The organism is Pseudomonas antarctica, assembly GCF_900624995.1.
Classification (GTDB): Bacteria; Pseudomonadota; Gammaproteobacteria; order Pseudomonadales; family Pseudomonadaceae; genus Aquipseudomonas; species Aquipseudomonas antarctica.
Map to the genome: position 1 here is coordinate 32,832 of NZ_UYXQ01000001.1, position 22,654 is coordinate 55,485.

The following is a 22,654-nucleotide window of genomic DNA, read 5'->3' on the forward strand; positions in this document are numbered from 1 at the left end:
GCGGGCTTGCTCGCGAAAGCGGTGTGTCAGTCACACCTGTATCAACTGACACGACGCGTTCGCGAGCAAGCCCGCTCCTACATTTGATCGGCGGCGTTCTAAAAATTTAGTTCCAGCCAGCGCGGTCCATCAACCGAATGGCCTCAGCCTGGCGCTTGCCCGCCACTTCCACCGGCAAGGTATCCGCCACGAACTTGCCCCAGGTTGCGACTTCCGCCGATGGCGGCACGGCCGGGTTGGCCGGGAATTCCTGGTTCACATCGGCAAAGATCTTCTGCGCCTCAGGCGTGGTCATCCACTCCACCAAGGCCTTGGCTGCTTCCGGGTGCGGCGCATGCTTGGTCAGGCCGATGCCCGACAGGTTCACATGCACGCCACGGTCGCCCTGATTCGGCCAGAACAGCTTCACCGCCAGGTCCGGCTTCTGCTTGTGCAGGCGCCCGTAGTAGTAAGTGTTGATGATACCCACGTCGCACTGCCCGGCGTTGATCGCTTCGAGCACGGCGATGTCATCAGAGAACACGTCGGTGGACAGGTTATTGACCCAGCCTTTGACGATTTCTTCGGTCTTGGCCGCGCCGTGGGTTTCGATCAGCGTGGCGGTCAGCGACTGGTTGTAGACCTTCTTCGCCGTGCGCAGGCACAGGCGGCCTTCCCATTGCTTGTCGGCCAGGGCTTCGTACGTGGTCAGGTCACCCGGTTTTACCCGGTCGGTCGAATAGGCGATGGTTCGCGCACGCAGGCTCAAGCCGGTCCAGGCGTGGCTGGAAGCGCGATATTGCAGAGGAATGTTCTTGTCGATCACCTGCGAGGTGAACGGCTGCAGGATGCCCATTTGCTCGGCCTGCCAGAGGTTACCGGCGTCGACGGTGAGCAGCAGGTCGGCGGTGGCGTTTTCGCCTTCGGCCTTGATCCGCTGCATCAGCGGGGCTTCCTTGTCAGTGATGAACTTCACCTGTACGCCGGTTTTCTGGGTGTAGGCGTCGAACACCGGCTTGATCAGTTCGTCGATGCGCGAGGAGTAGACCACGACTTCGTCGGCTGCCTGCACGGTGGTGCTGCCGATAAGGGTGAGTGCCAGGGCAGTCAGGAGGCGCTTGGGTGCCAACATGGGTGCGGTCTCTCATTTGCAAAAAGAGGGCAAATGATAAGGACTCACATTTGGTAGCGCTTGGCGGAGGAGTTACCAGATGTTGCGCGTTCGCCTCAAGGCTTGGCCAGCTCCGGCAGGTCCCCCGTCAAACCCAGCGCCTGGCGCACAAAAACCGCCTTGGCTTCTGGCATGTGGTCGACCATTTTCAACCCGGCGTTACGCAGCCAGCGCAAGGGCAATTGATCAGCCTGGAACAAGCGCTCAAAACCTTCCATCGCCGCCATTAGCGCGAGGTTATGCGGCATACGCCGACGCTCGTAGCGGCTCAGCACCTTCACATCGGCCATGCGCTCGCCGCGCTCGGTCGCTGACAACAAGACTTCGGCCAGCACCGCCGCATCGAGGAAACCCAGGTTCACACCCTGCCCCGCCAACGGGTGGATCACGTGCGCCGCATCGCCGATCAGCGCCAAACCTTCGGCCACGTAGCGTTTGGCGTGGCGTTGGCGCAATGGCACACAGACACGCGGGTCAGCGCTGATCACCGTACCAAGCCGGCCTTCAAAGGCGCGCTCCAATTCACGGCAAAAGCGTTCATCATCCAGCACCATCAGGCGCTCGGATTCCGCCGGAGTGGTCGACCAGACAATAGAGCACCAATCCTCTTGCCCATCGCGTACCAGCGGCAAAAATGCCAGCGGGCCAGTGTCGGTAAAGCGTTGCCAGGCCGTACGCTGGTGCGGCTGGCTGCTGCGCACGCTGGTGACAATGGCGTTATGCAAGTAATCCCATTCGCGGGTCGCGGTGCCGGTCAGGCGACGTACGGCGGAGTTGGCGCCATCGGCGGCGACCACCAGCGGCGCCCGTAACTTGCGGCCATCGGCCAGGGTCAGCAGCCAGTCATCGCCGGAGCGGCGCATCTGCTCCAGCCGTGCGTTGGCCAAAAGGCCCAGGTCGCAGTCGTGCAGGCGGTCAAGCAAGGCATCCTGAACCACGCGGTTCTCGACGATATGCCCGAGTACTTCGGCATGCACGCTGGCCGCCGAAAAGTGGACCTGCCCAGTGCCGCTGCCGTCCCACACTTGCATTTCGCCATAAGGGCTGGCGCGCCGCGAGACGATGCCGTCCCACACGCCTAGGCGCTCGAGAATGCGCTGGCTGGCGGCCGACAAGGCGCTTACGCGGGGTTCGAAGGCCGCATCCTGGTCGAACGGTTTGACGCTCAGCGGGCTGCCATCCAGCAGCAACACCTGCAGACCACTGCCTTGCAACGCCAGGGCCAGGGCACTTCCAACCATTCCAGCCCCGACAATCAGCACATCTGCGCGCATATCCATGCTTTAAGCCTGCTTTGCTGGCGGCTTGCGCCGCACGTAAAGGGTTTTGTCGACCCGCGCCACCAAAGTGCCGGAGCCGTCATGAATCTGTACCTTGAGGTGGGGCAAGTACTTCTCGCCACCTTCGGTCTGCCTGCGAATCTCGTCCAGCAAGGCCTCGTCGATGGAAAATTCGACGTATACCGGGCCTTTGCCCGGTGACACGAAGTCGATGCTCGCGGCTTTGTCCCACACGATGTAGTCGCGGCCCAGGTTCTCCATCAACAGCAACATGTAGAACGGGTCGACCATCGAATACAGGCTGCCGCCAAATTGCGTGCCGACGTAATTGCGGTTGTACCAGCCAAGCCCCATGCGCACTTTGACATGACGAAAGTCAGCGCTCATGTGCTGCACGCTTATCCCCGCCCCCAGATAAGGCGGATAAAGGGTCATGACCCAACGCAGCAGCCGCGCTTTACCCAAACGCTGGATCAACCACTTACGCATCGGGGCGCGTCCCCAAGCCCATGGCCTGACGGGCGAACCAGCGCTTGGCCGGCGGTAGCAGGTCCAGGCCCAGCAGGCCCATATTGCGGCCCATAGCCACCAATGGTTGAGCGCTGCCAAACAGGCGCGTGACCTGATCGGAGAAGCCCACGGTCAGTTGCTGGTCCAGGCGCTGGCGCTCGCGATAGCGTTGCAACGTCGCCAAATCGCCCGGCACCGCCGGCCCGGTCAGTAAGGCCTCGGCCAAGGCGCTGGCATCGCGCAGGGACAAGTTGAAACCCTGCCCGGCAATCGGGTGCAGGCTGTGAGCGGCATTGCCGAGCACGGCCAAGTGCGAGCGTACTTGCTCTTCAGCTTCCACCAGCGTCAGCGGGTACAGGTGCCGCGCGCCGACTTGCTTCAGGGTGCCGAGGCGGTAGCCGAACACGCCCTGTAACTCGCTGAGGAAACTGCGCTCATCGAGGTTGGCCAGACGCTGAGCGTCCATGCCGATGCGCGTCCACACCAGCGCGCAGCGGTTGTCCGGCAGCGGCAGCAAGGCCATCGGCCCTTCATCGGTAAAGCGCTCGAAGGCTTCGCCGTTATGGGCTTCACTCGGGGTGATGTTAGCGATCAGCGCGCTCTGGTTATACGGGCGGGTTTTCACACCGATGCCCAATTGCTCGCGCAAACCGGAGCGACCGCCATCGGCCAATACCGCGAGGTCGCATTCCAGCGCGGTTTCATCGTTGAGCGTCAGGCGATAGCCATCGGGCAGCGGCTCCATGCGCGTGACTTCCGCCGGGCAACGCCAACTGACGACGTCCTTGTCCAAGCCTTTCCACAGGCACTGGCCGAGCCAGGCGTTTTCCACCACATAACCGAGGGCGGGCACGCCCTCCTCCATGGCGGACAGGCGCGCGGTGGAGAAGCGGCCACGGTCCGACACGTGAATCTGTTTGATCGGCTCGGCGCGACGGGAAATGTCCTGCCACAAACCCAAGCGCTGATAAATCTGCCGAGCGCCGTAGGACAACGCCGAAGAACGTGCGTCGTAGCTCGGCTGGTAACTGTCACCCGGCGCGAACGGTTCGATCAGCATGATCTTCCAGCCCCGCGCCTTGGCCCCGGCCTGCAACGCCAGCGCCAGGCTGGCGCCCACCAGGCCACCACCGATAATCGCCAGATTGACCCGGCTCATCGGGCGGCCGCCATCAGCGCTTCGATCTCGACGACGGTCTTGGGAACGCCGCCGGTCAGAATTTCACAGCCTTGCTTGGTTACTACCACGTCGTCCTCGATGCGTACGCCAATGCCACGCCACTTCTTCGCCACGCTCTGGTTATCGGGCGAAATATAGATGCCAGGTTCCACGGTCAATGCCATGCCAACTTCCAGCACCCGCCATTCGCCGCCCACCTTGTACTCACCCACATCGTGCACATCCATGCCCAGCCAATGGCCGGCGCGGTGCATATAAAAGGCGCGGTAGGCTTCGCTGGCGATCAGCTCGTCGACGTCGCCTTGCAGCAGTCCCAGCTTCACCAGCCCGGCGGTGATGACTTTCACCGTCGCCTCGTGGGCCTGGTTCCAATGTTTGTTCGGCGCGATCTCGGCAAACGCGGCTTCCTGGGAGGCCAGCACAATCTCGTAGATCGCCTTCTGCTCGGGCGAAAACCTGCCGCTGACCGGCCAGGTGCGCGTGATGTCGCTGGCGTAGCAGTCGATCTCGCAACCGGCGTCGATCAGCACCAGGTCGCCGTCCTTGAGCACCGCGTCATTCTGCTGGTAATGCAGGATGCAGCTGTTGCGCCCGGCAGCGACGATGGAGCCATACGCCGGCATTTTCGCGCCGCCCTTACGGAATTCGTAATCCAGTTCGGCTTCCAGGCTGAACTCATGCAACCCCGCGCGGCTGGCCTGCATCGCCTTGACGTGGGCGGCGCAGGAAATTCGTGCGGCCTCGCGCATCACCTTCACTTCTGCCGCCGATTTATACAGGCGCATGTCGTGGAGCAGATGATCCAGGGCAACAAATTCGTTCGGCGGCTGGGCGCCCAGGTGTGCTTTAGAGCGGATCACGTTGATCCACTCCATCACATGCCGGTCGAATTCGGCGTTGCTGCCCATGGCCGAGTACACCCGGTCGCGGCCTTCGATCAGGCCAGGCAGGATGTCGTCGATGTCGGTGATAGGGAACGCATCGTCGGCGCCAAAATCGCGGATCGCGCCTTCGGTGCCGGCGCGCAGGCCGTCCCACAACTCGCGTTCGGCATTGCGCTCGCGGCAGAACAGCACGTACTCGCCATGTTGGCGACCGGGCATCAGCACGATCACCGCTTGCGGTTCAGGGAAGCCGCTCAGGTACTGGAAGTCGCTGTCTTGGCGGTAGACGTGCTCGACATCACGGTTGCGGATCGCCACGGCGGCAGCCGGCAGGATCGCGATGCTGTTGGGTTCCATCTGCGCCATGAGCGCCTTGCGGCGACGGGTGTATTCCGCTTTGGGGATATGGATCATGGGCAGATGGGCTTCCTTTCTTAGTGCAGCGACGGCTTGGGTGTAGCAGGCTCAGCCGATTTTTTGGTCTCGGTGAACAGCAACAGCGGCGCGACACGCAGGTATTCCATCACCTCCATGTAGTCACCTTCGCCGTCTTCGGATTCTTCCAAGGCGTCTTGCACCTGGGAGATCGCCGCCAGGTCCTGCAGCACTTCCTTGGCGTCGGTGCTCAGCTCCAGGCCGCCGGCGTTGACGCCGAAACCATGGAGGAAGCCCTGGCACCATTGGCCCAGCGCGGCAGCGCGTTCGGCGAGCGGCGCGTCATCGGTCGGCAGCAGCAAGACCACGGTGACGTCGTCACCGGTCAGCTCGCCTTTGACCATCTCTTGCAGGCCGATCAGCGCGTTACGCACGTTCTCGGTCGGCTCGGTTTCGAGCAGCTCGGCCACATCAGCCAGCCAGTTGTCAGCGTCAAAGCCAACACCGGTGCAACTGCGGCCCAACAGCACGCCGTGCAGTTCGGCAGGCGAGCAAGGATGACCGCTGGTGCTCAGCAGTTTGGAAAAAGCATCGTACGGGGAGTTCTGAATAGGCATGGTGAGCTAGGCGCCAGACGGCGCAATGTCTAGAATGAAGCGCTGTATCCTAGCACCGGCAGACGTACCAAGACTATCGAGGGCGTCAGATCGTTTATCCTGCAGTTGCCATTCATCAGACAAATCCAGTGGAACCCAATGGAAGACACCGACCTGCAAGCGCTGATGGCCAGACTCGAGTTGCTAATTGATCGGGTCGAGCAACTAAAGAGTCAAAACGGACTCCTATTAGCTCAGGAAAAGACCTGGCGCGAGGAACGCGCTCACCTCATTGAAAAAAACGAAATCGCCCGGCGTAAGGTCGAATCGATGATTTCGCGCCTGAAGGCCCTGGAGCAAGACTCATGAGTTCAAGCAATAGCGTTACCGTGCAGATCCTCGACAAAGAATATTCGATCATCTGCCCCCAGGAGGAACGCAGCAACCTGGTGAGTGCTGCCCGCTACCTGGATGGCAAGATGCGTGAAATCCGCAGCAGCGGCAAAGTCATCGGTGCCGACCGTATCGCCGTGATGGCCGCGCTGAACATTACCCACGATTTGCTGCATAAGCAGGAACGGCCTGACGTGCAGGCCAGCGGCTCGACGCGCGAGCAAGTGCGTGACCTGCTGGAGCGGGTTGATCTGGTACTTTCTACCGATCCAGAGCCACCCAAGGGCTGATTGCCGAGACTGTTTAAGGTATACTCGCCCCACTCCCTGGCGTGTTTGCCAGTCGGCGATGTCCCTGAGCCGATTCGCACTACCCTGGAAGTTGCACGTTGGGCTGGTGTGCATGTCCGCTAGACGGAAAGCCTTAAAGCCTACTGCATCTTCCACCTTGAACTTTCGGGTTCAAGGGCTAAGTCGACAGCGGCTCTGTCGGGGAGCCTGAATTCCCAAACTCAATGCCAGTCCCAGGACTGGCATTGTTTTATGAGCCGAAAAACCATGAACGAACCTGCGCCGCTTTCCCGCCCGCAACTTCGACGCATGTTGCGCAAGGCTCGCCGCGAGCTGACGCCGAGCGAACAACGTAAGGCAGCCCAAGGCTTGTATCGGCAACTGGCACAGCACCCGCTGTTTCACCGCGCCAAACATATCTCTTTGTATCTACCGACGGACGGTGAAATCGATCCGCGCCTGCTGCTGCGCGCCGCTCAGCGCCGGGGCAAGGCCACTTATCTGCCAGTGCTCAGTGCCTGGCCGCGGACCAAGATGGTGTTCCAACGTGTGCGGCCTGGGGATAAGTTGTTGCCCAACCGCTTTCGCATTCTTGAGCCGCGCGCGAATGCCAATCGCCAGCGCCCGGTATGGGCACTTGATCTCGTGCTGTTGCCGCTGGTGGGGTTCGATGATGTGGGTGGGCGCCTGGGCATGGGCGGCGGGTTTTATGACCGCAGCCTGGCCTACCTCGCCAGGCGCCAAAGCTGGCGCAAGCCGACGCTGCTGGGGCTGGCCCATGAATGTCAGAAAGTCGAGCGCTTGGCGCAGGCAAGCTGGGACGTGCCACTGGCGGGCACCGTCACCGATAAGCAGTGGTATGTCGCAGAAACGTCGCTGGAGTCAGCGACGCCTTGAAAAGGTGTTAACGCTTGAACAGTTGTGGCTGCTGCTGAGCCAGTTCAACGGGCGCATCGGTCTTGTTCGACCACAAGCTCTGCGCATACCCGGTGGTCACGACGCCCAGACCAAACAAAATAACCAAAATCCATAGTAAATCCGGTTTACGTTGCATCGATTGCCCCCCTTCAGGCACCTCGTACACGATGACAACAACGTTCCAAAGTAGTCCGTTGCAGCTGCGTCAAGCTTAAAAGCGGGCATTCTGCGGTAACGCGAACCAACACGCAAACCTTGACGCCAACCGACTGTCGGTTTGTCATGGAATTGCCTGACAACTTATCCAATGCCTTTTTCAGGAGCCCAAAAATGGCCTACTGGCTGATGAAATCCGAGCCCGACGAACTCTCCATCAACGGCCTGGAAAAGCTCGGCGAAGCCCGCTGGGACGGGGTTCGCAACTACCAGGCGCGCAACTTCCTGCGGGCCATGGCCGTCGGTGATGAGTTTTTCTTCTACCACTCCAGCTGCCCCGAGCCCGGCATTGCTGGTATCGGCAAAATCATCGCGGCGGCCTACCCCGATCCCACCGCGCTGGAGCCACAAAGCCACTATTTCGACGCCAAGGCCAGCCCCGAGAAAAATCCTTGGAGTGCGATCAACGTGGCGCATGTTAAAACCTTCCCCAAAGTGCTGGGCCTGGGCTACCTGAAACAGCAAGCCGCCCTCGCCGAATTGCCGCTGGTGCAAAAGGGCAGCCGGCTTTCGGTGATGGCGGTCACGCCTGAGCAGTGGGCCGCAGTCATCCATTTGCTTTAACTGATCGATATCAAGACCCCCAGGGGGAAAACCGGTCACACTGGAACGCTAATGCCGCAGGATGCAGCCATGTCTACGAACCATCATTTGTCCCGCTTTTTCGCCATCGCACTGATTGTCCTGTTGCTGGGTGCCGGTGGCTTCGGTTACTGGCGATCCACCCAGGACCGCTTGCCCGAAGGCCTGAGCATGGGCAATGGCCGCCTGGAATCCACCGAAGTGCAAATCGCCGCCAAGCTCCCAGGCCGTGTGGACGAAGTACGCGTGGACGAAGGCGACAAAGTGCTCAAAGGCCAATTGCTCGCGCGCATGGACACCCGCACTCTCGAAGCCCAGCGCGCCCAGGCCGAAGCCGAAGTGCTGCGCGCCAAGGAAAACTTCGCCGCCGCCGAAGCCAACGTGCAACTGCGCCAGAGTGAGCAATTGCTGGCCAGCCAGGAACTCAGGCGCACCCAAGAACTGTACAAGCGAGGCTTCGCCAGCAGCCAGTTGATCGACCAGCAGCAAGCGCGCCAGAACACCAGCAACGCCGCCGTGGTTGCCGCGCAAGCCCAGGTCAATGCGGTGAAAGCCGCCATTGGCGCGGCCCAGGCTCAGGTGGCACAGCTCAACAGCGAAATCGACGACAGCAGCCTGCGTGCCCCCATCGACGGCATTATCCAGTTACGCCTGGCCGAGCCGGGCGAAGTGCTCGGCGCGGGTGGCCGGGTTTTGTTGTTGATTGATCCCAATGATCAGTACATGAACCTCTACCTGCCCGCCGCCATCACCGGTCGCCTGACCGTCGGCAGTGATGCGCGCATCCTGCTCGACGCCCTGCCCCAGCAACCGCTGCACGCGAAAATCAGCTTTGTCGCCGACAAATCGCAGTTTACGCCCAAGGAGGTGGAGACCCGCGACGAGCGTCAGAAGCTGGTGTTCCGCGTCAAGCTGCGCCTGACTCAACCCAGCGCCGTACCGCAAGCCAAGCCAGGCATGCCCGGCGCCGGCTACGTGCGCACGGCTGATATCGACTGGCCGGCCAACCTGCAATGACCGACCTGGCGCTGCACGCCACGGGGATAAATCACCGCTACGGCAAGCAACAGGCACTCGTCGATATCGCCTTCAGTCTGCCCGCTGGTACGCGCTGCGGGCTGATCGGCCCGGATGGCGCGGGCAAGTCGAGCCTGCTGGGGTTGATCGCCGGGGTTAAAAAGCTCCAAGACGGCCAGCTTGATGTGCTCGGCGGTTCTATCGAAGACCGTCGTCACCGCAACAGCCTGTACCCACGCATCGCCTTCATGCCCCAAGGCCTGGGCGGCAACCTGTACCCCGAACTGTCCATCAGCGAGAACATCCGTTTCTTTGCCACACTGTTCGGCTTGTCGAAAGCCGATTGCGAGCAGCGCATGCACAACCTGCTGCTGGCCACCGACCTCGCGCGCTTCGCCGAGCGCCCGGCCGGCAAGCTGTCCGGTGGCATGAAGCAGAAACTCGGCCTGTGCTGTGCGTTGATCCACGACCCGGACCTGCTGATCCTCGACGAGCCCACCACCGGCGTCGACCCGTTGTCGCGCCGACGCTTCTGGGAGCTGGTCGAAACCGTACGCCACGAACGTCCGCAACTGACACTGCTGGTGGCCACGGCCTACATGGAAGAAGCTGAACAGTTCGAGCATTGCCTGATGCTCGACCGCGGCAAACTGATCGCTGACGGCCTGAGCAGCGAATTGGCGGCCGCCACACCCAGCGGCAAACTGGATGAGGCCTTTACCCACTTCCAGGGCGACAGTGCCCACAACAATCAGCCGCTGGTGATTCCGACGCGTAAAAGCAGCAATACCGATATCGCCATCGAAGCCCACGACCTGACCCTACGCTTTGGTGATTTCACGGCGGTGGATAAAGTCAGCTTCGCCATCGGCCGGGGTGAGATTTTCGGCTTCCTCGGCTCCAACGGCTGCGGCAAGACCACCACCATGAAAGTCCTCACTGGGCTGATGCCGGCCACGGAAGGCAGCGCCAGGCTGCTCGGCAACCCGGTGAATGCCAAGGACCTCGCCACCCGTAAGCGCGTGGGTTTCATGTCGCAAAGTTTCTCGCTGTACGGCGAACTCAGCGTGCGCCAGAACCTGGTGCTGCACGCGCAACTGTTCGACTTGCCCAAGGCCGATGCCGGCCCGCGGATCGACGAGTTGATCAAGCGCGTCGACCTCAGTGATGTAGCCGAGCAACCATCCGGCGAGCTGCCGCTGGGCCTGCGCCAGCGCCTGTCATTGGCCGTGGCGGTGCTGCATCGCCCGGAAGTGCTGATCCTCGATGAGCCCACCTCGGGCGTCGACCCGGCAGCGCGGGATGATTTCTGGCGATTGCTGATCGAGCTGTCCCGCGAACAAGGCGTGACGATCTTCCTGTCCACCCACTTTATGAACGAAGCTCAGCGCTGCGACCGCATCTCCCTGATGCACGCCGGCAAGGTGCTCGCCTGCGACACGCCCGACGCACTGCAAAAGCAATTCCATGGCGACACCCTCGAGGCTGCGTTCGTCACCTGCCTGGAACAGGCTCAAGGCGAGCCCGAACCTGCCGCGCCAAGCGAAACCGTCAGCGAAACCGGCGCACCGCCCGTTAGCAAGCAGGGGTTCAGCCTGGCTCGGCTATTGGCCGTGGCGGGGCGCGAAGGCAAGGAGCTGCTGCGCGATAAAGTGCGCATGGCCTTCGCCCTGCTTGGGGCAATGTTCATGATGGTGATCTTCGGCTACGGGATTTCCCTGGACGTGGAAAACCTTGCCTTTGCTGTCTACGACCAAGACCAGACCCCGCAGAGCCGCGCCTACCTTGAAGCCTTCCGCAGTTCACGCTACTTCGCCGAACAAGCGCCCATCAGCGACGCGAACGAACTGCACCGTCGCCTGCAACGTTCGGAAATCAAACTGGCGCTGCAAATCCCGCCCGGATTTGGCCGCGACCTCTACGCCGGTCACCAACCCACGGTGGCCGCGTGGCTCGACGGCGGCATGCCGTTTCGCGCGGAAACTAGCCGCAACTACGTCGAAGCAGTACACCTGGGCAACCTTCAGCACATGGCCGAACTGAGCAGCCTGCCCCGTGCCCCTCAAGCCGCCGCCAAGCTTGAAACACGCTTTCGCTACAACCAGGACGTGGTCAGCGTGAATGCCATCGGCCCGGGCGTGATGGCGCTGATATTGGCATTTATCCCTGCAATGCTCACCGCGCTGGGCATCGTGCGCGAAAAAGAGCTCGGCTCGATCACCAACTTTTACGCCACGCCCCTGACTCGCCTGGAATTCCTGCTGGGCAAACAAGCGCCCTACCTCGCCGTGAGCCTGGTCAACCTCGCGCTGCTGGTGGCGATGAACCGCTGGCTATTCGGCGTGCCGTTCAAGGGCAGTGCCTTGACCCTGGCCTTCGGCGGCTTTCTGTATGTGCTGGCCACCACCAGTATGGGCCTGTTGATTTCCGCATTCACCCGCACCCAGATTGCGGCGATCCTCGGCACTATGATCATCACGAGCCTGCCGACCATCCAGTTCTCCGGGCTGATCGTGCCGCGCTCGTCTCTGGAAGGCGCGGCGGCGCTGATGGGCATGCTGTTTCCCGCCGGACACTTTTTGGATATTGCGGTGGGTACCTTTACCAAGGCCCTCGACCTGCGCCAGTTGTGGCCGCAGTGCCTGGCGCTGTTCGGGTTTTTTGTCGGGTTCACCGGGTTGAGTTTGATCATGCTCAAGAAGCAGGAGGCCTGATGCACAAGCTCGCTCACATCCTGCGTCTGGGTATCAAGGAACTCACCAGCCTGCGCCATGACAGCGTGTTGCTGCTGTTTCTGGCCTACGCCTTTACGGTCGCGATCTACATGCCCGCCGCCGGCTCGGTAATTGGCGTGCACAACGCCAGCGTGGCCTTTGTCGATGAAGACCACAGCGCGCTGTCCCGGAAGATGGCCCAAGCATTGCAACCGCCGGAGTTTCAACCACCCGCGCCACTGGCGTATGACCAACTGGATAAGGTCATGGACAGCGGCGAATACACCTTCGTAATCAACGTGCCAGCAAACTTCCAGGCCGACTTGTTGGCCGGGCGTCAGCCGGGCGTACAGGTGAACGTCGATGCCACTGCGATGAGCCAGGCGTTCATGGGCGCGGGCTATATCGGCAGGATCTTCCAGCGTGAGCTGCTGAGCTACAGCGGCCAGGCCGGCGCGGCCGACAAGACGCCCGCGCGGCTGACCACGCGGGCACTGTTCAATACCAACCTGGAAGGCGGTTGGTTTTTGGCGGTGATCCAGATCGTCAACAACATCACCATCCTGGCCATCGTGCTGACCGGCACCGCGCTGCTTCGCGAGCGCGAGCACGGTACGCTCGACCATTTGCTGGTGCTGCCGCTGACCGCGATGGAAATCATGCTGGCGAAAATCTGGAGCAACATGCTGGTGGTGGTGCTGTGTACGTGGCTGTCGCTGGAGCTGGTGGTCAAAGGCTTGCTTGGTGTGCCGCTGGCCGGCTCCATGAGCCTGTTCCTGTTTGTGACCGCGCTGTATCTGTTTGCCAGTACTGCGCTGGGAATCTTCCTCGCCACCCTTGCACGCTCCACACCGCAGTTCGGCTTGCTGGCGATCCCGGTGATTATCCCGATGCTGTTGTTGTCGGGTGGCAGCACGCCGCTGGACAGCATGCCCGAGTGGTTGCAGTGGGTGATGCAGGGCTCGCCGTCGACGCACTTTGTGAGTTTGAGCGCGGCGATTCTATTTAGGGATGCGGGTGTGAGCGTGGTGTGGCCGGATTTGCTGGCGCTAGCGGGGATTGGCTTGGTGTTTTTTGCGGTGGCGCTGGCGAGGTTCCGCAAAAGCCTGGCGTCTTAATTGTGGCGAGCAGGCTTGCCACAACAAGCCCACTCACCACATGGAACTGTTACTGGATGATCAAGTTGTTGAACAACAGATCTTCCACCACCGGCTTGCCGGTCTCGTCATTCATCACTTGCTGGGTTTGTTTCAGGGCTTCCTGACGCAGCTTTTCCTTGCCTTCAACCGTACTCATGGCCTCACTGGTTTGCTGAGTAAATAACGCCACCAACTGGTTACGAATCAGCGGATCGTTGGCTTTGACAGCAGCGGCAGCTTCAGGCCCGGTCACGCGCAAGGCGATGTCGGCCTTGAACACCTTGAGTTTGGCGGTGCCATCCAGGCCGTAGTTGCCCACGAACGGCGGTGTCAGGCTGATATAGCTCACCTTCGGTGCCTCGCCTTCTTTCGCTTCTTCGGCCTGGGCTGCCATCGGCAAGGTCAGGGCGAGCATCAACAGGATCCAAGCTTTCACGGTTCATTCCTCAAATTCGGTTGCCAGGTAGCATAACGCTAGCAAGGCTGAGCACAAGCTTATGGCCACTTATCAGGGCTGGGCATGCTCGTTGACCCACGGGCGTACCCTCCTACACTTATCGGCCACGACGCCAAAAGGAATAGTCCGATGAAAGCTGTGCTGTGCAAAGCCTTCGGCCCCGCCGAAACCCTGGTGCTGGAAGAGATCGCAAGCCCCGCGATCAAGAAGAACGAAATCCTGTTGGACGTGCACGCTGCCGGGGTCAATTTCCCGGACACCCTGATCATCGAGGGCAAATACCAATTCAAGCCGCCCTTTCCGTTCTCGCCGGGTGGCGAAGCGGCGGGCGTGGTCAGTGAAGTCGGTGAAAAAGTCAGCCACTTGAAAGTCGGCGACCGGGTCATGGCCCTGACCGGCTGGGGCAGCTTTGCCGAGCAGGTCGCCGTGCCGGGCTACAACGTGCTGCCGATCCCACCGAGCATGGATTTTAATACCGCCGCCGCCTTCAGCATGACCTACGGCACCTCGATGCATGCCTTAAAACAAAGGGCCAACCTGCAACCCGGCGAAACCCTGTTGGTACTTGGTGCCTCCGGTGGTGTGGGCCTGGCTGCCGTGGAAATCGGTAAAGCCATGGGCGCCCGGGTAATCGCCGCCGCCAGCAGTGCGGACAAACTGGCCGTAGCCAAGGCGGCTGGCGCCGATGAATTGATCAACTACAGCGAAGCCAACCTCAAAGACGAAATCAAGCGTCTGACTGACGGCAACGGGGTTGATGTGATCTACGACCCGGTGGGCGGTGATCTGTTTGACCAAGCTGTTCGTGGTATCGCCTGGAACGGCCGGCTGTTGGTGGTGGGTTTTGCCAGCGGGCGCATTCCGGAGCTGCCGGTAAACCTGGCGTTGCTCAAGGGGGCATCGGTGGTCGGGGTGTTCTGGGGCGCGTTCGCACAGCGTCAGCCGCAGGACAATGCGGCGAACTTCCAGCAGTTGTTCAGTTGGTATGCCGAAGGCAACCTAAAGCCGCTCGTGTCGCAGGTGTATCCCCTAGAGCTGGCTGCCCAAGCGATCAATGACCTGGGGCAGCGCAAAGCGGTGGGCAAAGTCGTCGTCCAAACCCGCTGACCGACTTGACATGCAATCCAATGTGGGAGGGGGCTTGCCTGCTCCCACAGTTGAACTGCATCGTCATAAAAATCTGATACCGACCCATACTTATCTATTAGCGACATGTTCATAAGAGAACATGCAATTGCTCCAATTTCCTGTGTTTGCAGATAAGAGGCGATGCTATTTTCGGTAACGAAACTGTAACATTCGCATCCGCAGTCAAAACAAGAAATTTGGAGCTCTTGAATGTTTGCTTTCTTTCGTCCTGCCGCACACCAGGCGCCTCTGCCTGAAGAAAAAATAGACAGCACGTACCGACGACTGCGCTGGCAGATTTTCGCCGGTATTTTCTTCGGCTACGCCGGCTATTACCTGCTGCGCAAAAACTTCTCCCTGGCCATGCCCTACTTGATCGACGAGGGTTATACCCGTGGTCAGTTGGGCCTGGCGATGTCGGCGATTGCAATCGCCTACGGCTTGTCCAAGTTCCTGATGGGCCTGGTGTCCGACCGCTCCAACCCTCGCTACTTCCTGCCCTTCGGCCTGCTGATATCGGCCGGAGTGATGTTCATTTTCGGTTTCGCACCTTGGGCAACGTCCAGTGTGACCATGATGTTCATTTTGCTGTTCATTAACGGCTGGGCCCAAGGCATGGGCTGGCCGCCAAGTGGACGCACCATGGTGCACTGGTGGTCGCAGAAAGAACGCGGCGGTGTGGTGTCGGTATGGAACGTGGCGCATAACGTCGGCGGCGGCCTGATCGGCCCGCTGTTCTTGCTGGGTATGGCGTGGTTCAACGACTGGCACGCGGCGTTCTATGTGCCTGCGACCGTGGCCTTGCTGGTGGCAGCATTTGCCTTCATCACCATGCGCGATACCCCGCAATCGGTAGGCTTGCCACCGATCGAGGAATACAAGAACGACTACCCTGAAGGGTACGATTCCAGCCACGAAGACGAATTCAGCGCCAAGGAAATCTTCGTCAAGTACGTACTGCGCAACAAAATGCTGTGGTACATCGCCTTCGCCAACGTCTTCGTCTACCTGCTGCGCTACGGCGTACTTGACTGGGCGCCGACGTACCTCAAGGAAGCCAAGCACTTCGACGTGGATAAAACCTCGTGGGCGTACTTCTTCTACGAGTGGGCAGGAATTCCCGGTACGCTGCTGTGCGGCTGGATGTCGGACAAGATCTTCCGTGGCAACCGTGGCCTGACCGGCATCGTGTTCATGGCCTTGGTCACAGTGGCGACCCTGGTTTACTGGCTCAACCCGCCAGGCAACCCGACGATCGACATGATCGCGCTGTTCTCCATTGGCTTCCTGATCTACGGCCCGGTGATGTTGATCGGCTTGCAGGCGCTGGAGTTGGCACCAAAAAAAGCTGCCGGCACTGCGGCGGGCTTCACCGGTTTGTTCGGTTACCTGGGGGGTTCGGTGGCAGCCAGTGCGGCCATGGGCTACACCGTTGACCATTTCGGCTGGGATGGCGGTTTTGTGTTGCTGGTGGGCGCGTGTCTGTTGGCGATCGCCTTCCTGATCCCGACGCTGTGGCACACCAACAGCATCAGCACGGCACGTTAATCGCCGCCCGCCCCCTTCGTACAACGCTTGAGCCGCGCCTCCAGATTTTTATCTGGCATGGCGTGGCTACGCAGGGCGTTGACGGTCTGCTCGACATAATCGCGAGTGGTGCCGTAACGCCCGCAAGCGCTTTGCAGCACGTGATTGAGCACGATGTCAGGCAAGTTGCCAGCATAACTGGGCAAATGCCGCTCCAACACAAACCCCAACGCCTGCACCTGAGTGCCATCTGCCAGGCGGCAGTTGAGCCAGTGCGGCCGGTAAGAGGGGTAAGGCATCTCGCGCTGCCATAAGGCGTAAAGCGAGGCCTCGAGCTGATCTTCTGGCAAGCGGTAGGCAAACCCGCTGCAGGAACCCCCGCGATCCAGACCGAACACCAAACCCGGCGACTCCGGCGTGCCCCGATGCTCGTGGGACCACAGGTACAAGCCCCGGTGATAACCGTGAACCCGCGCCCGTACTCGCTGGGTCGACGAACATTCAGGCCGCCAGATCAACGATCCGTATGCAAATAGCCAGACCGGCCCACCCTTATGCCGGGCCATGGTGGCCTGCATTGAGCTCATTAACTGTTCGTGAGTGAGTTGCGGCCCCAGATCGAGCCGCGGAGGGTAAGCCAATTGCAAAAGATCGGTTTCAATGGCGGTCATGGCGAAAAGCGGTGCGCCTCCTGTGTGTTACCAGTTGTAAGCAACTTTACCGTAATAAAACGCGCCGCTGTAACCGTACGGCGAAAAAGTGCTTTAGGCCAAATTTCCACCACTGCTGGCGTAGGCATTGACGTTCTCCGGGTATTTGTCGGTGGCGTTGTCGCCGCCAAAGGTGAAGGTCCTGTTCTTCAGCGTGTAGTCCGCTGACAGGTCGAGCACCCAGGCTGTCCAGAATCGCCGGGCTGCCGAAAAAATCGCGGCGTACAACGCGTGTTTCTTGTAGCACCCCATAGTGCCCCTCTAAGAATCAATCAAAACGCCAATGCGCTGAATTCATACGATCGATCTGGCGGACGGGGGCGATCAGTTATGGGTTGTTGAGAGGTCGTTAGTCCGTTTTCTTATAGCCTAATGAGATTCTTCCTACAGAAGTAATACCTTAATTGCATAAGCATAGACGAACAAACTTTCAGCGTAGGTTCAGGCCTCGCAGGAGGTTAGCCGCCAAACTGTAGAAGTTTCGCGACCCACATTAGCCGCCCGTTCAAACGACTATCGAGGTCGAACCATGAAGTACTTTTACTCTGGCTTGCTGCTCATGGCACACGCCGCTACTGCTCTGGCCTCTGAAGCTGCCGCTGAGGACGATAAAGGCTTCTGGTACGCCCAGACGAGCGTTTACACACGGCACTTTTCACCGGACCCCAAGCACAACAACAATCAGGATTTGATCAACCTGGAGCGCAACGAAGCGTCCGGGCTGGTGTATGGCGGGGCTACATTTCGCAACTCGTTCAGCCAGCGCTCATATTACGTTTACGCCGGTAAACGCTACGACCTTGGCGACTCGCCGTTCTACGTGAAGGTGACCGCAGGTGCGCTTCAGGGTTATCGCGGCAAGTACCGTGACAAAATCCCACTCAACCGCTTTGGCGTGGCACCGGCGATCATCCCCTCCGTGGGCGTGAATGTCGGCCCGGTGGCCAGCGAGTTGGTGTTGCTGGGCTTTAATGCGGCGATGCTGACGGCGGGGGTGCGTTTCTGACAGCCTTGCCTATCTGTACAGGAGCTCGCGTGCCTGCTCCTACATTAAGGACGCGGCGCGTAGGCGAACACATCGGCGCGCATCTGGTGCGCGTCCATGCCGGCGTCGACCAGCGCATCCAAGGTGCCGTAGATCATTGCCGGTGAACCACTGGCGTAGACGTGAACAGCCTTGAGGTCGCTGATGTCTTCGCACACCGCTTCATGTAGCAGCCCACAGCGCCCTTCCCAACCGCACAGGTCGCTGACGACTTTGTGCAGGAACAGGTTGGGCAGTTGCTTCCATTGGTCCCAGTGCTCGATTTCGTAGAAGTCTTCCGGGCGACGCACGCCCCAGTACAGGTGCACCGGGTGTTTGAAGCCAGAGGCGCGACAATGCTCAATCAGGCTGTGCATTTGCGCCATGCCGGTGCCGGCGGCGATCAGCACCAGCGGCCCGTCCGGCAGCTCTGCCAGGTGGGTGTCGCCAAACGGCAGCTCGATGCGGGCCATCTGATTACGCTGCAGTTGCTCAATCAGGCTGCGGGCGCTGTCCTCGCGCACCAGCACATGCAGCTCCAGCTCACGCCCGGCGTGGGGCGCCGACGCCAGGGAAAACGCCGACTTCTCGCCGTTCTCCCGCTCGATCATCAGGTACTGCCCGGCGTGATAACGCACCGCTCTGCCGGCGGGAGCCCGCAGGCGCACGCGCCATACATCGCCACCGACTTCCACACATTCACTCAATTGGCACGACAATTTGTGCAACGGCAACTCTCCCGGCGCCAGCACGCCATCCCACAACACAATGCAATCTTCCAGCGGTTCGGCGATGCAGGTGTAGAACTCACCGTGGTCACGCACCTCACCGGCTTGCTGCACCCGGCCCTCGACCAGCAGCGCCGCACACACATGGCACACGCCGTTGCGGCACGCTTGCGGACACTCGTAGCCCAGGCGGCGCGCGCCTTCGAGAATTCGCTCGCCAGGGACCAGTTCCAGTACCGCGCCAGAAGGTTGCAGGGTTACACGCATCAATCTATTCCCAATTCTTTCCAGATCGCATCGACACGTGCGGTCACGGCTTCATCCTTGACGATCACCCGGCCCCACTCGCGGGTGGTTTCACCCGGCCATTTGTGGGTGGCATCCAGGCCCATCTTCGAGCCCAGCCCCGACACCGGCGAGGCAAAGTCGAGGTAGTCGATCGGCGTATTGTCGATCATCACCGTGTCGCGCTTGGGGTCCATGCGCGTGGTGATGGCCCAGATTACGTCGTTCCAGTCCCGAGCATTGATGTCGTCGTCGGTGACGATAACGAACTTGGTGTACATGAACTGTCGCAAAAACGACCACACACCGAGCATTACCCGCTTGGCATGACCTGGGTACGACTTCTTCATGGTCACGATAGCCATGCGGTACGAGCAGCCTTCGGGCGGCAGATAGAAGTCGGTGATTTCCGGAAACTGCTTTTGCAGGATCGGCACAAACACTTCGTTGAGCGCCACACCAAGAATAGCCGGCTCATCCGGCGGACGGCCGGTGTAAGTGCTGTGGTAGATCGGCTTAATCCGGTGGGTGATGCGCTCGACGGTGAACACCGGGAAGCTGTCGACTTCGTTGTAGTAACCGGTGTGGTCGCCGTAGGGGCCTTCATCGGCCATTTCGCCGGGATGAATCACGCCTTCCAGGATGATTTCCGCCGTGGCCGGCACTTGCAGGTCGTTGCCACGGCACTTCACCAGCTCGGTGCGGTTGCCGCGCAGTAGACCGGCAAAGGCATATTCGGACAGGCTATCAGGCACCGGAGTGACAGCGCCCAGAATGGTCGCCGGGTCAGCGCCCAGCGCAACGGAGACCGGGAACGGCTTGCCGGGGTGCTTTTCGCACCACTCGCGAAAGTCCAGCGCGCCACCGCGATGGCTCAACCAACGCATGATGACCTTGTTACGGCCGATCACTTGCTGACGGTAGATGCCGAGGTTCTGGCGGTCTTTGTTCGGGCCTTTGGTGACGGTCAGGCCCCAGGTGATCAGTGGGCCGACGTCGCCAGGCCAGCAGGTCTGCACCGGCAGCATGCCGAGGTCGACATCATCGCCTTCGATGACCACTTCCTGGCACACCGCGTCTTTGACCACCTTGGGCGCCATGGCAATGATCTTGCGAAAGATCGGCAGCTTCGACCATGCATCCTTGAGACCCTTGGGTGGCTCGGGCTCCTTGAGGAAGGCCAGCAGCTTGCCGATCTCGCGCAGCTCGCTGACCGACTCGGCGCCCATGCCAAAGGCCACGCGATCCGGGGTGCCGAACAGGTTGCCGAGCACCGGAATATCAAAGCCGGTGGGGTTCTCGAACAGCAGCGCCGGGCCCTTGTTGCGCAGAGTACGGTCGCAAATCTCAGTCATTTCCAGTACCGGGGAAATCGGCACCTGGATACGTTTCAACTCTCCGCGCTGCTCAAGTTGCTGCACGAAATCCCGAAGATCCTTGAATTTCATTAACCATGCCACCCGTAAAATAGGCGTACATCCTACCTGCTCTTACGAGCGCTGACAGCTTATTGCACGTCATTGCGACTCACATCCGGCCCAGCGGATGTGTTGCGCAGAGCGCGGAAGAAGGGCTCAAGGAACCCCTCCACAAGCTTGGAGCCCGCGATTGAAAGGTGATTGTCATCCGTGTAGAGCGCGTGGCCATCAATCTCGACGCGGCACCAGCTGTTTACAGCACACAGTTTCGGCGCAGGGTCCAGGACCCGAACCCCTGGGTCGGACGCCGCAATTCGCTCAAACGTGGCGCTGATATAGGCCTGACGCGCCAAGTGCTCGGCCAGTGGCAAGCCTTCTTTGTCGGTCCGGCGACCCAGCATCGCCAAGCGGGCGAGCCGGAAAGGCACGTCGAACTCCTGCAGTGGCACCTCCTTCACCAACCATACCCGGTGGCCACTGGCACGGAGGTGCTGCACCTGTGCAGTCAAACCCTCGGTGAACAGCCGCTGCGCGATAGCACGGTCATATTTCCCCGTCTCCGGGTCATGAATTGACGCACCGGTATCGCCGGAGCGCTCTCCATAGACGTAAAGACTCCAACGCGCGACGAGTACCACATCGCTGAAATGGTCCCGGTTCAACAACGCTGAGGTGCGCTCATTGAATGCCCTGCAACCGAGGGTGTTTTCTTTGCGGTAAAAAGGCAGGCAACCGGCATAACCGGCCTGCGTGATGCTGAAGTCGTACTTATTCGAACCGTCATTGAACGCTGGAATCAGCGCCGAGGCGTGACTATCGCCCCACACCAGCGCTCGCGCTGTGCTTGTTGGCGGACCAAAATGGCAAGGCTCGCTTCGATTGTTTTTCTTGTCGTCCCCCAAGCACTTCATGAGCGTGGGGCTCCAGGTATGGGTCTGGGCAAATTGCAGTGCCTGAGGTGACAATCGCTCGGCGAACCCATCCGACCACACCAACCCTTTGCCAACCAGGCCCAGGCTTGCGAGTGCAACGACGCTCGCGACCAGGATCGACCGACGCCCCGCCAACAGGCGCCGCTCACGAAAGGGCCCCTCGACAAACCGCCAGGACCCATAACCCAGAATCAGGCTCAGGCAGAACAGCGCCGCCACCTCCCAGCGCGTCAGGCCAAAGATACTGGCGTACTTGCCAAACACCAGCACCGGCCAATGCCACAAATACCAGGAATAGGAAATCAGCCCTATGCCCACCAGTACACGACTGCCCAGCAACCGCCCAACCAGGGTTGTTTGCTGGCCGTTGGCCCAAATCAGGCCCACCACACCCAATACCGGCAGCAGAGCCGCAGCGCCCGGGAAGGCGGTGTCAGCGTCATATCCAAACACCGCAACCAGAATCAGGCCCAGGCTGATCAAGCTGACGCTCTGTGCCAACCTCGGGCTTGCCCGCTGAGCGCGCACCGGCAAAACCGCCAGCATGGCGCCCGCCAACAGTTCCCAGGCACGCATAGGCAACAGGAAAAAAGCTTTTTCGGGCGCATGAGCAACCGCCCAGACGCTTGCAGCAAATGACACCAGCGACAGCACAAACAAGGCGCTGCGCCATTGCTTCAGCCGGCTCGACAAGAACACCAGTAACAGCGGAAACGCGATGTAGTACTGCTCTTCAACCGACAGCGACCACGTGTGCAGCATCGGCTTCATATCGGAGGCCGTTTCGAAGTAGCCGTCCTGACGCATGAAGAACAGGTTGGAGATGAAAATCACCTGATTGTGAATCGAGCGCCCCAGTTCTTCGTAGTCCTTGGGCGCCAGCAGATACCAGCCGACCACCAATGATGCGAGCATCATGACAATCAGTGCCGGCAGGATGCGCCGGGCCCGACGCGCCCAAAAATCCAGAAAACTGAAACGCCCGGCCTCACGCTCGCGCCAGATGATCGAAGTGATCAGGAAACCTGAAATCACAAAGAACACGTCAACGCCGACAAAGCCGCCAGTAACACCCGGAACGCCAAAGTGGAACAGCACCACGGCAAGGACAGCGATGGCACGCAGGCCGTCAATGTCTCTTCGATAAGCAAGAGAGGTCATAAATGTAGTCAGTTTGGTACGGTTGGAGGTTTTTGTGGTT

At 60.4% G+C, this 22,654-nt stretch carries 22 protein-coding genes, 1 other RNA gene and 1 pseudogene; 11 read left to right on the top strand and 13 right to left on the bottom strand.

The genetic code is table 11. The features are described from left to right. Nucleotides 1-106: 106 nt before the first annotated feature. From E0F99_RS00165 to E0F99_RS00190, 6 genes are all read right to left on the bottom strand, one after another. Nucleotides 107-1,111 (bottom strand): extracellular solute-binding protein, encoded by a 1,005-nt coding sequence (locus E0F99_RS00165; RefSeq protein ID WP_083356203.1) that lies wholly within the window; start codon nt 1,109-1,111, stop codon nt 107-109. Nucleotides 1,112-1,206: 95 nt separating this feature from the next. After that, nucleotides 1,207-2,424, bottom strand: coding sequence for a 2-octaprenyl-3-methyl-6-methoxy-1,4-benzoquinol hydroxylase (locus tag E0F99_RS00170; protein ID WP_173667137.1), 1,218 nt, complete (start codon nt 2,422-2,424; stop codon nt 1,207-1,209). Nucleotides 2,425-2,433: 9 nt separating this feature from the next. Beyond that, nucleotides 2,434-2,919: a DUF4442 domain-containing protein gene (locus E0F99_RS00175; RefSeq protein WP_083356201.1), complete on the bottom strand. Its 486-nt coding sequence runs from the start codon at nt 2,917-2,919 to the stop codon at nt 2,434-2,436. Further along, nucleotides 2,912-4,099 (bottom strand): 2-octaprenyl-6-methoxyphenyl hydroxylase, encoded by a 1,188-nt coding sequence (ubiH, locus tag E0F99_RS00180; protein ID WP_083356200.1) that lies wholly within the window; start codon nt 4,097-4,099, stop codon nt 2,912-2,914. The genes E0F99_RS00175 and ubiH overlap by 8 nt, the downstream gene beginning before the upstream one ends. Continuing rightward, the gene (gene pepP / locus E0F99_RS00185; RefSeq protein ID WP_083356199.1) at nt 4,096-5,418 is read right to left on the bottom strand and encodes a Xaa-Pro aminopeptidase; all 1,323 of its coding nucleotides are present in this window, start codon (nt 5,416-5,418) and stop codon (nt 4,096-4,098) included. Before pepP ends, ubiH begins: the two co-directional genes overlap by 4 nt. A 20-nt stretch (nt 5,419-5,438) precedes the next feature. After that, the gene (locus E0F99_RS00190; RefSeq protein ID WP_083356198.1) at nt 5,439-5,996 is read right to left on the bottom strand and encodes a YecA/YgfB family protein; all 558 of its coding nucleotides are present in this window, start codon (nt 5,994-5,996) and stop codon (nt 5,439-5,441) included. Nucleotides 5,997-6,134: 138 nt separating this feature from the next. On the opposite strand from E0F99_RS00190, the gene E0F99_RS00195 reads away from it, so the two are divergent. From E0F99_RS00195 to E0F99_RS00210, 4 genes are all read left to right on the top strand, one after another. Continuing rightward, nucleotides 6,135-6,344, top strand: coding sequence for a TIGR02449 family protein (locus tag E0F99_RS00195; RefSeq protein ID WP_003177365.1), 210 nt, complete (start codon nt 6,135-6,137; stop codon nt 6,342-6,344). Further along, a complete protein-coding gene (locus E0F99_RS00200; protein WP_003213956.1) occupies nt 6,341-6,658 on the top strand; it encodes a cell division protein ZapA in 318 nt (105 codons plus the stop codon). Before E0F99_RS00195 ends, E0F99_RS00200 begins: the two co-directional genes overlap by 4 nt. A gap of 30 nt (nt 6,659-6,688) precedes the next feature. Further along, a non-coding RNA gene (gene ssrS / locus E0F99_RS00205) (6S RNA) lies at nt 6,689-6,867 on the top strand. A 58-nt stretch (nt 6,868-6,925) separates the two neighbouring features. Beyond that, nucleotides 6,926-7,555: a 5-formyltetrahydrofolate cyclo-ligase gene (locus E0F99_RS00210; RefSeq protein ID WP_083356197.1), complete on the top strand. Its 630-nt coding sequence runs from the start codon at nt 6,926-6,928 to the stop codon at nt 7,553-7,555. Nucleotides 7,556-7,562: 7 nt separating this feature from the next. Here the strand turns inward: E0F99_RS00210 and E0F99_RS29940 are convergent, their stop codons facing one another. After that, nucleotides 7,563-7,712 carry a hypothetical protein gene (locus E0F99_RS29940; RefSeq protein ID WP_165447596.1) on the bottom strand — a complete coding sequence of 50 codons (150 nt, stop codon included), beginning with the start codon at nt 7,710-7,712 and terminating at the stop codon, nt 7,563-7,565. A gap of 194 nt (nt 7,713-7,906) precedes the next feature. Between E0F99_RS29940 and E0F99_RS00215 the strand changes: the two genes are divergently transcribed. From E0F99_RS00215 to E0F99_RS00230, 4 genes are all read left to right on the top strand, one after another. Further along, entirely contained in the window at nt 7,907-8,356 is a 450-nt protein-coding gene (locus tag E0F99_RS00215; protein ID WP_083356196.1) for an EVE domain-containing protein, read from the top strand. Between the two features lie 69 nt (nt 8,357-8,425). Then, nucleotides 8,426-9,391: an HlyD family secretion protein gene (locus E0F99_RS00220; protein ID WP_083360344.1), complete on the top strand. Its 966-nt coding sequence runs from the start codon at nt 8,426-8,428 to the stop codon at nt 9,389-9,391. Further along, nucleotides 9,388-12,105 (top strand): ribosome-associated ATPase/putative transporter RbbA, encoded by a 2,718-nt coding sequence (rbbA, locus tag E0F99_RS00225; RefSeq protein WP_083356195.1) that lies wholly within the window; start codon nt 9,388-9,390, stop codon nt 12,103-12,105. The genes E0F99_RS00220 and rbbA overlap by 4 nt, the downstream gene beginning before the upstream one ends. Next, nucleotides 12,105-13,223, top strand: a complete 1,119-nt coding sequence (locus tag E0F99_RS00230; protein WP_083356194.1) for an ABC transporter permease — start codon at nt 12,105-12,107, stop codon at nt 13,221-13,223. The genes rbbA and E0F99_RS00230 overlap by 1 nt, the downstream gene beginning before the upstream one ends. A 49-nt stretch (nt 13,224-13,272) precedes the next feature. Here the strand turns inward: E0F99_RS00230 and E0F99_RS00235 are convergent, their stop codons facing one another. After that, complete coding sequence (locus E0F99_RS00235) at nt 13,273-13,680, bottom strand: flagellar basal body-associated protein FliL (protein WP_078739688.1); 408 nt, start codon at nt 13,678-13,680, stop codon at nt 13,273-13,275. 150 nt (nt 13,681-13,830) lie between these two features. Here E0F99_RS00235 and E0F99_RS00240 point away from each other — a divergent pair, with 150 nt between their 5' ends. Next, on the top strand, nt 13,831-14,808 hold the full coding sequence (locus E0F99_RS00240) for an NADPH:quinone oxidoreductase family protein (protein ID WP_083356193.1): 978 nt from the start codon (nt 13,831-13,833) through the stop codon (nt 14,806-14,808). A 231-nt stretch (nt 14,809-15,039) separates the two neighbouring features. Next, entirely contained in the window at nt 15,040-16,377 is a 1,338-nt protein-coding gene (gene glpT, locus E0F99_RS00245) for a glycerol-3-phosphate transporter (RefSeq protein ID WP_083356192.1), read from the top strand. On the opposite strand, the gene E0F99_RS00250 is transcribed toward glpT, so the two are convergent. After that, on the bottom strand, nt 16,374-17,027 hold the full coding sequence (locus tag E0F99_RS00250; protein ID WP_083356191.1) for a gamma-glutamylcyclotransferase: 654 nt from the start codon (nt 17,025-17,027) through the stop codon (nt 16,374-16,376). The two genes, glpT and E0F99_RS00250, sit on opposite strands and share 4 nt — an antisense overlap. Nucleotides 17,028-17,054: 27 nt before the next feature. Further along, a pseudogene (locus E0F99_RS00255) lies at nt 17,055-17,261 on the bottom strand (hypothetical protein); the annotation flags it as partial. 334 nt (nt 17,262-17,595) lie between these two features. Here E0F99_RS00255 and E0F99_RS00260 point away from each other — a divergent pair. After that, nucleotides 17,596-18,072, top strand: coding sequence for a sn-glycerol-3-phosphate transporter (locus E0F99_RS00260; RefSeq protein ID WP_083356190.1), 477 nt, complete (start codon nt 17,596-17,598; stop codon nt 18,070-18,072). A 44-nt stretch (nt 18,073-18,116) separates the two neighbouring features. On the opposite strand, the gene E0F99_RS00265 is transcribed toward E0F99_RS00260, so the two are convergent. Genes E0F99_RS00265 through E0F99_RS00275 form a run of 3 tightly spaced genes read right to left on the bottom strand, consistent with a single transcriptional unit; the run spans nt 18,117 to nt 22,614 of the window. Beyond that, nucleotides 18,117-19,085 (bottom strand): CDP-6-deoxy-delta-3,4-glucoseen reductase, encoded by a 969-nt coding sequence (locus tag E0F99_RS00265; RefSeq protein WP_083356189.1) that lies wholly within the window; start codon nt 19,083-19,085, stop codon nt 18,117-18,119. After that, nucleotides 19,085-20,551 (bottom strand): 4-hydroxy-3-polyprenylbenzoate decarboxylase, encoded by a 1,467-nt coding sequence (gene ubiD / locus E0F99_RS00270; protein WP_056860766.1) that lies wholly within the window; start codon nt 20,549-20,551, stop codon nt 19,085-19,087. Before ubiD ends, E0F99_RS00265 begins: the two co-directional genes overlap by 1 nt. 59 nt (nt 20,552-20,610) lie before the next feature. Continuing rightward, a complete protein-coding gene (locus E0F99_RS00275; RefSeq protein ID WP_083356188.1) occupies nt 20,611-22,614 on the bottom strand; it encodes an acyltransferase family protein in 2,004 nt (667 codons plus the stop codon). Between the last annotated feature and the right edge of the window lie 40 nt (nt 22,615-22,654).

Bases quoted from the DNA above. Each gene is read 5' to 3' on its own strand.
- E0F99_RS00165 (WP_083356203.1), bottom strand. From the start codon at position 1,111: ATGTTGGCACCCAAGCGCCTCCTGACTGCCCTGGCACTCACCCTTATC.
- E0F99_RS00170 (WP_173667137.1), bottom strand. From the start codon at position 2,424: ATGCGCGCAGATGTGCTGATTGTCGGGGCTGGAATGGTTGGAAGTGCC.
- E0F99_RS00175 (WP_083356201.1), bottom strand. From the start codon at position 2,919: ATGCGTAAGTGGTTGATCCAGCGTTTGGGTAAAGCGCGGCTGCTGCGT.
- ubiH (WP_083356200.1), bottom strand. From the start codon at position 4,099: ATGAGCCGGGTCAATCTGGCGATTATCGGTGGTGGCCTGGTGGGCGCC.
- pepP (WP_083356199.1), bottom strand. From the start codon at position 5,418: ATGATCCATATCCCCAAAGCGGAATACACCCGTCGCCGCAAGGCGCTC.
- E0F99_RS00190 (WP_083356198.1), bottom strand. From the start codon at position 5,996: ATGCCTATTCAGAACTCCCCGTACGATGCTTTTTCCAAACTGCTGAGC.
- E0F99_RS00195 (WP_003177365.1), top strand. From the start codon at position 6,135: ATGGAAGACACCGACCTGCAAGCGCTGATGGCCAGACTCGAGTTGCTA.
- E0F99_RS00200 (WP_003213956.1), top strand. From the start codon at position 6,341: ATGAGTTCAAGCAATAGCGTTACCGTGCAGATCCTCGACAAAGAATAT.
- E0F99_RS00210 (WP_083356197.1), top strand. From the start codon at position 6,926: ATGAACGAACCTGCGCCGCTTTCCCGCCCGCAACTTCGACGCATGTTG.
- E0F99_RS29940 (WP_165447596.1), bottom strand. From the start codon at position 7,712: ATGCAACGTAAACCGGATTTACTATGGATTTTGGTTATTTTGTTTGGT.
- E0F99_RS00215 (WP_083356196.1), top strand. From the start codon at position 7,907: ATGGCCTACTGGCTGATGAAATCCGAGCCCGACGAACTCTCCATCAAC.
- E0F99_RS00220 (WP_083360344.1), top strand. From the start codon at position 8,426: ATGTCTACGAACCATCATTTGTCCCGCTTTTTCGCCATCGCACTGATT.
- rbbA (WP_083356195.1), top strand. From the start codon at position 9,388: ATGACCGACCTGGCGCTGCACGCCACGGGGATAAATCACCGCTACGGC.
- E0F99_RS00230 (WP_083356194.1), top strand. From the start codon at position 12,105: ATGCACAAGCTCGCTCACATCCTGCGTCTGGGTATCAAGGAACTCACC.
- E0F99_RS00240 (WP_083356193.1), top strand. From the start codon at position 13,831: ATGAAAGCTGTGCTGTGCAAAGCCTTCGGCCCCGCCGAAACCCTGGTG.
- glpT (WP_083356192.1), top strand. From the start codon at position 15,040: ATGTTTGCTTTCTTTCGTCCTGCCGCACACCAGGCGCCTCTGCCTGAA.
- E0F99_RS00250 (WP_083356191.1), bottom strand. From the start codon at position 17,027: ATGACCGCCATTGAAACCGATCTTTTGCAATTGGCTTACCCTCCGCGG.
- E0F99_RS00260 (WP_083356190.1), top strand. From the start codon at position 17,596: ATGAAGTACTTTTACTCTGGCTTGCTGCTCATGGCACACGCCGCTACT.
- E0F99_RS00265 (WP_083356189.1), bottom strand. From the start codon at position 19,085: ATGCGTGTAACCCTGCAACCTTCTGGCGCGGTACTGGAACTGGTCCCT.
- ubiD (WP_056860766.1), bottom strand. From the start codon at position 20,551: ATGAAATTCAAGGATCTTCGGGATTTCGTGCAGCAACTTGAGCAGCGC.
- E0F99_RS00275 (WP_083356188.1), bottom strand. From the start codon at position 22,614: ATGACCTCTCTTGCTTATCGAAGAGACATTGACGGCCTGCGTGCCATC.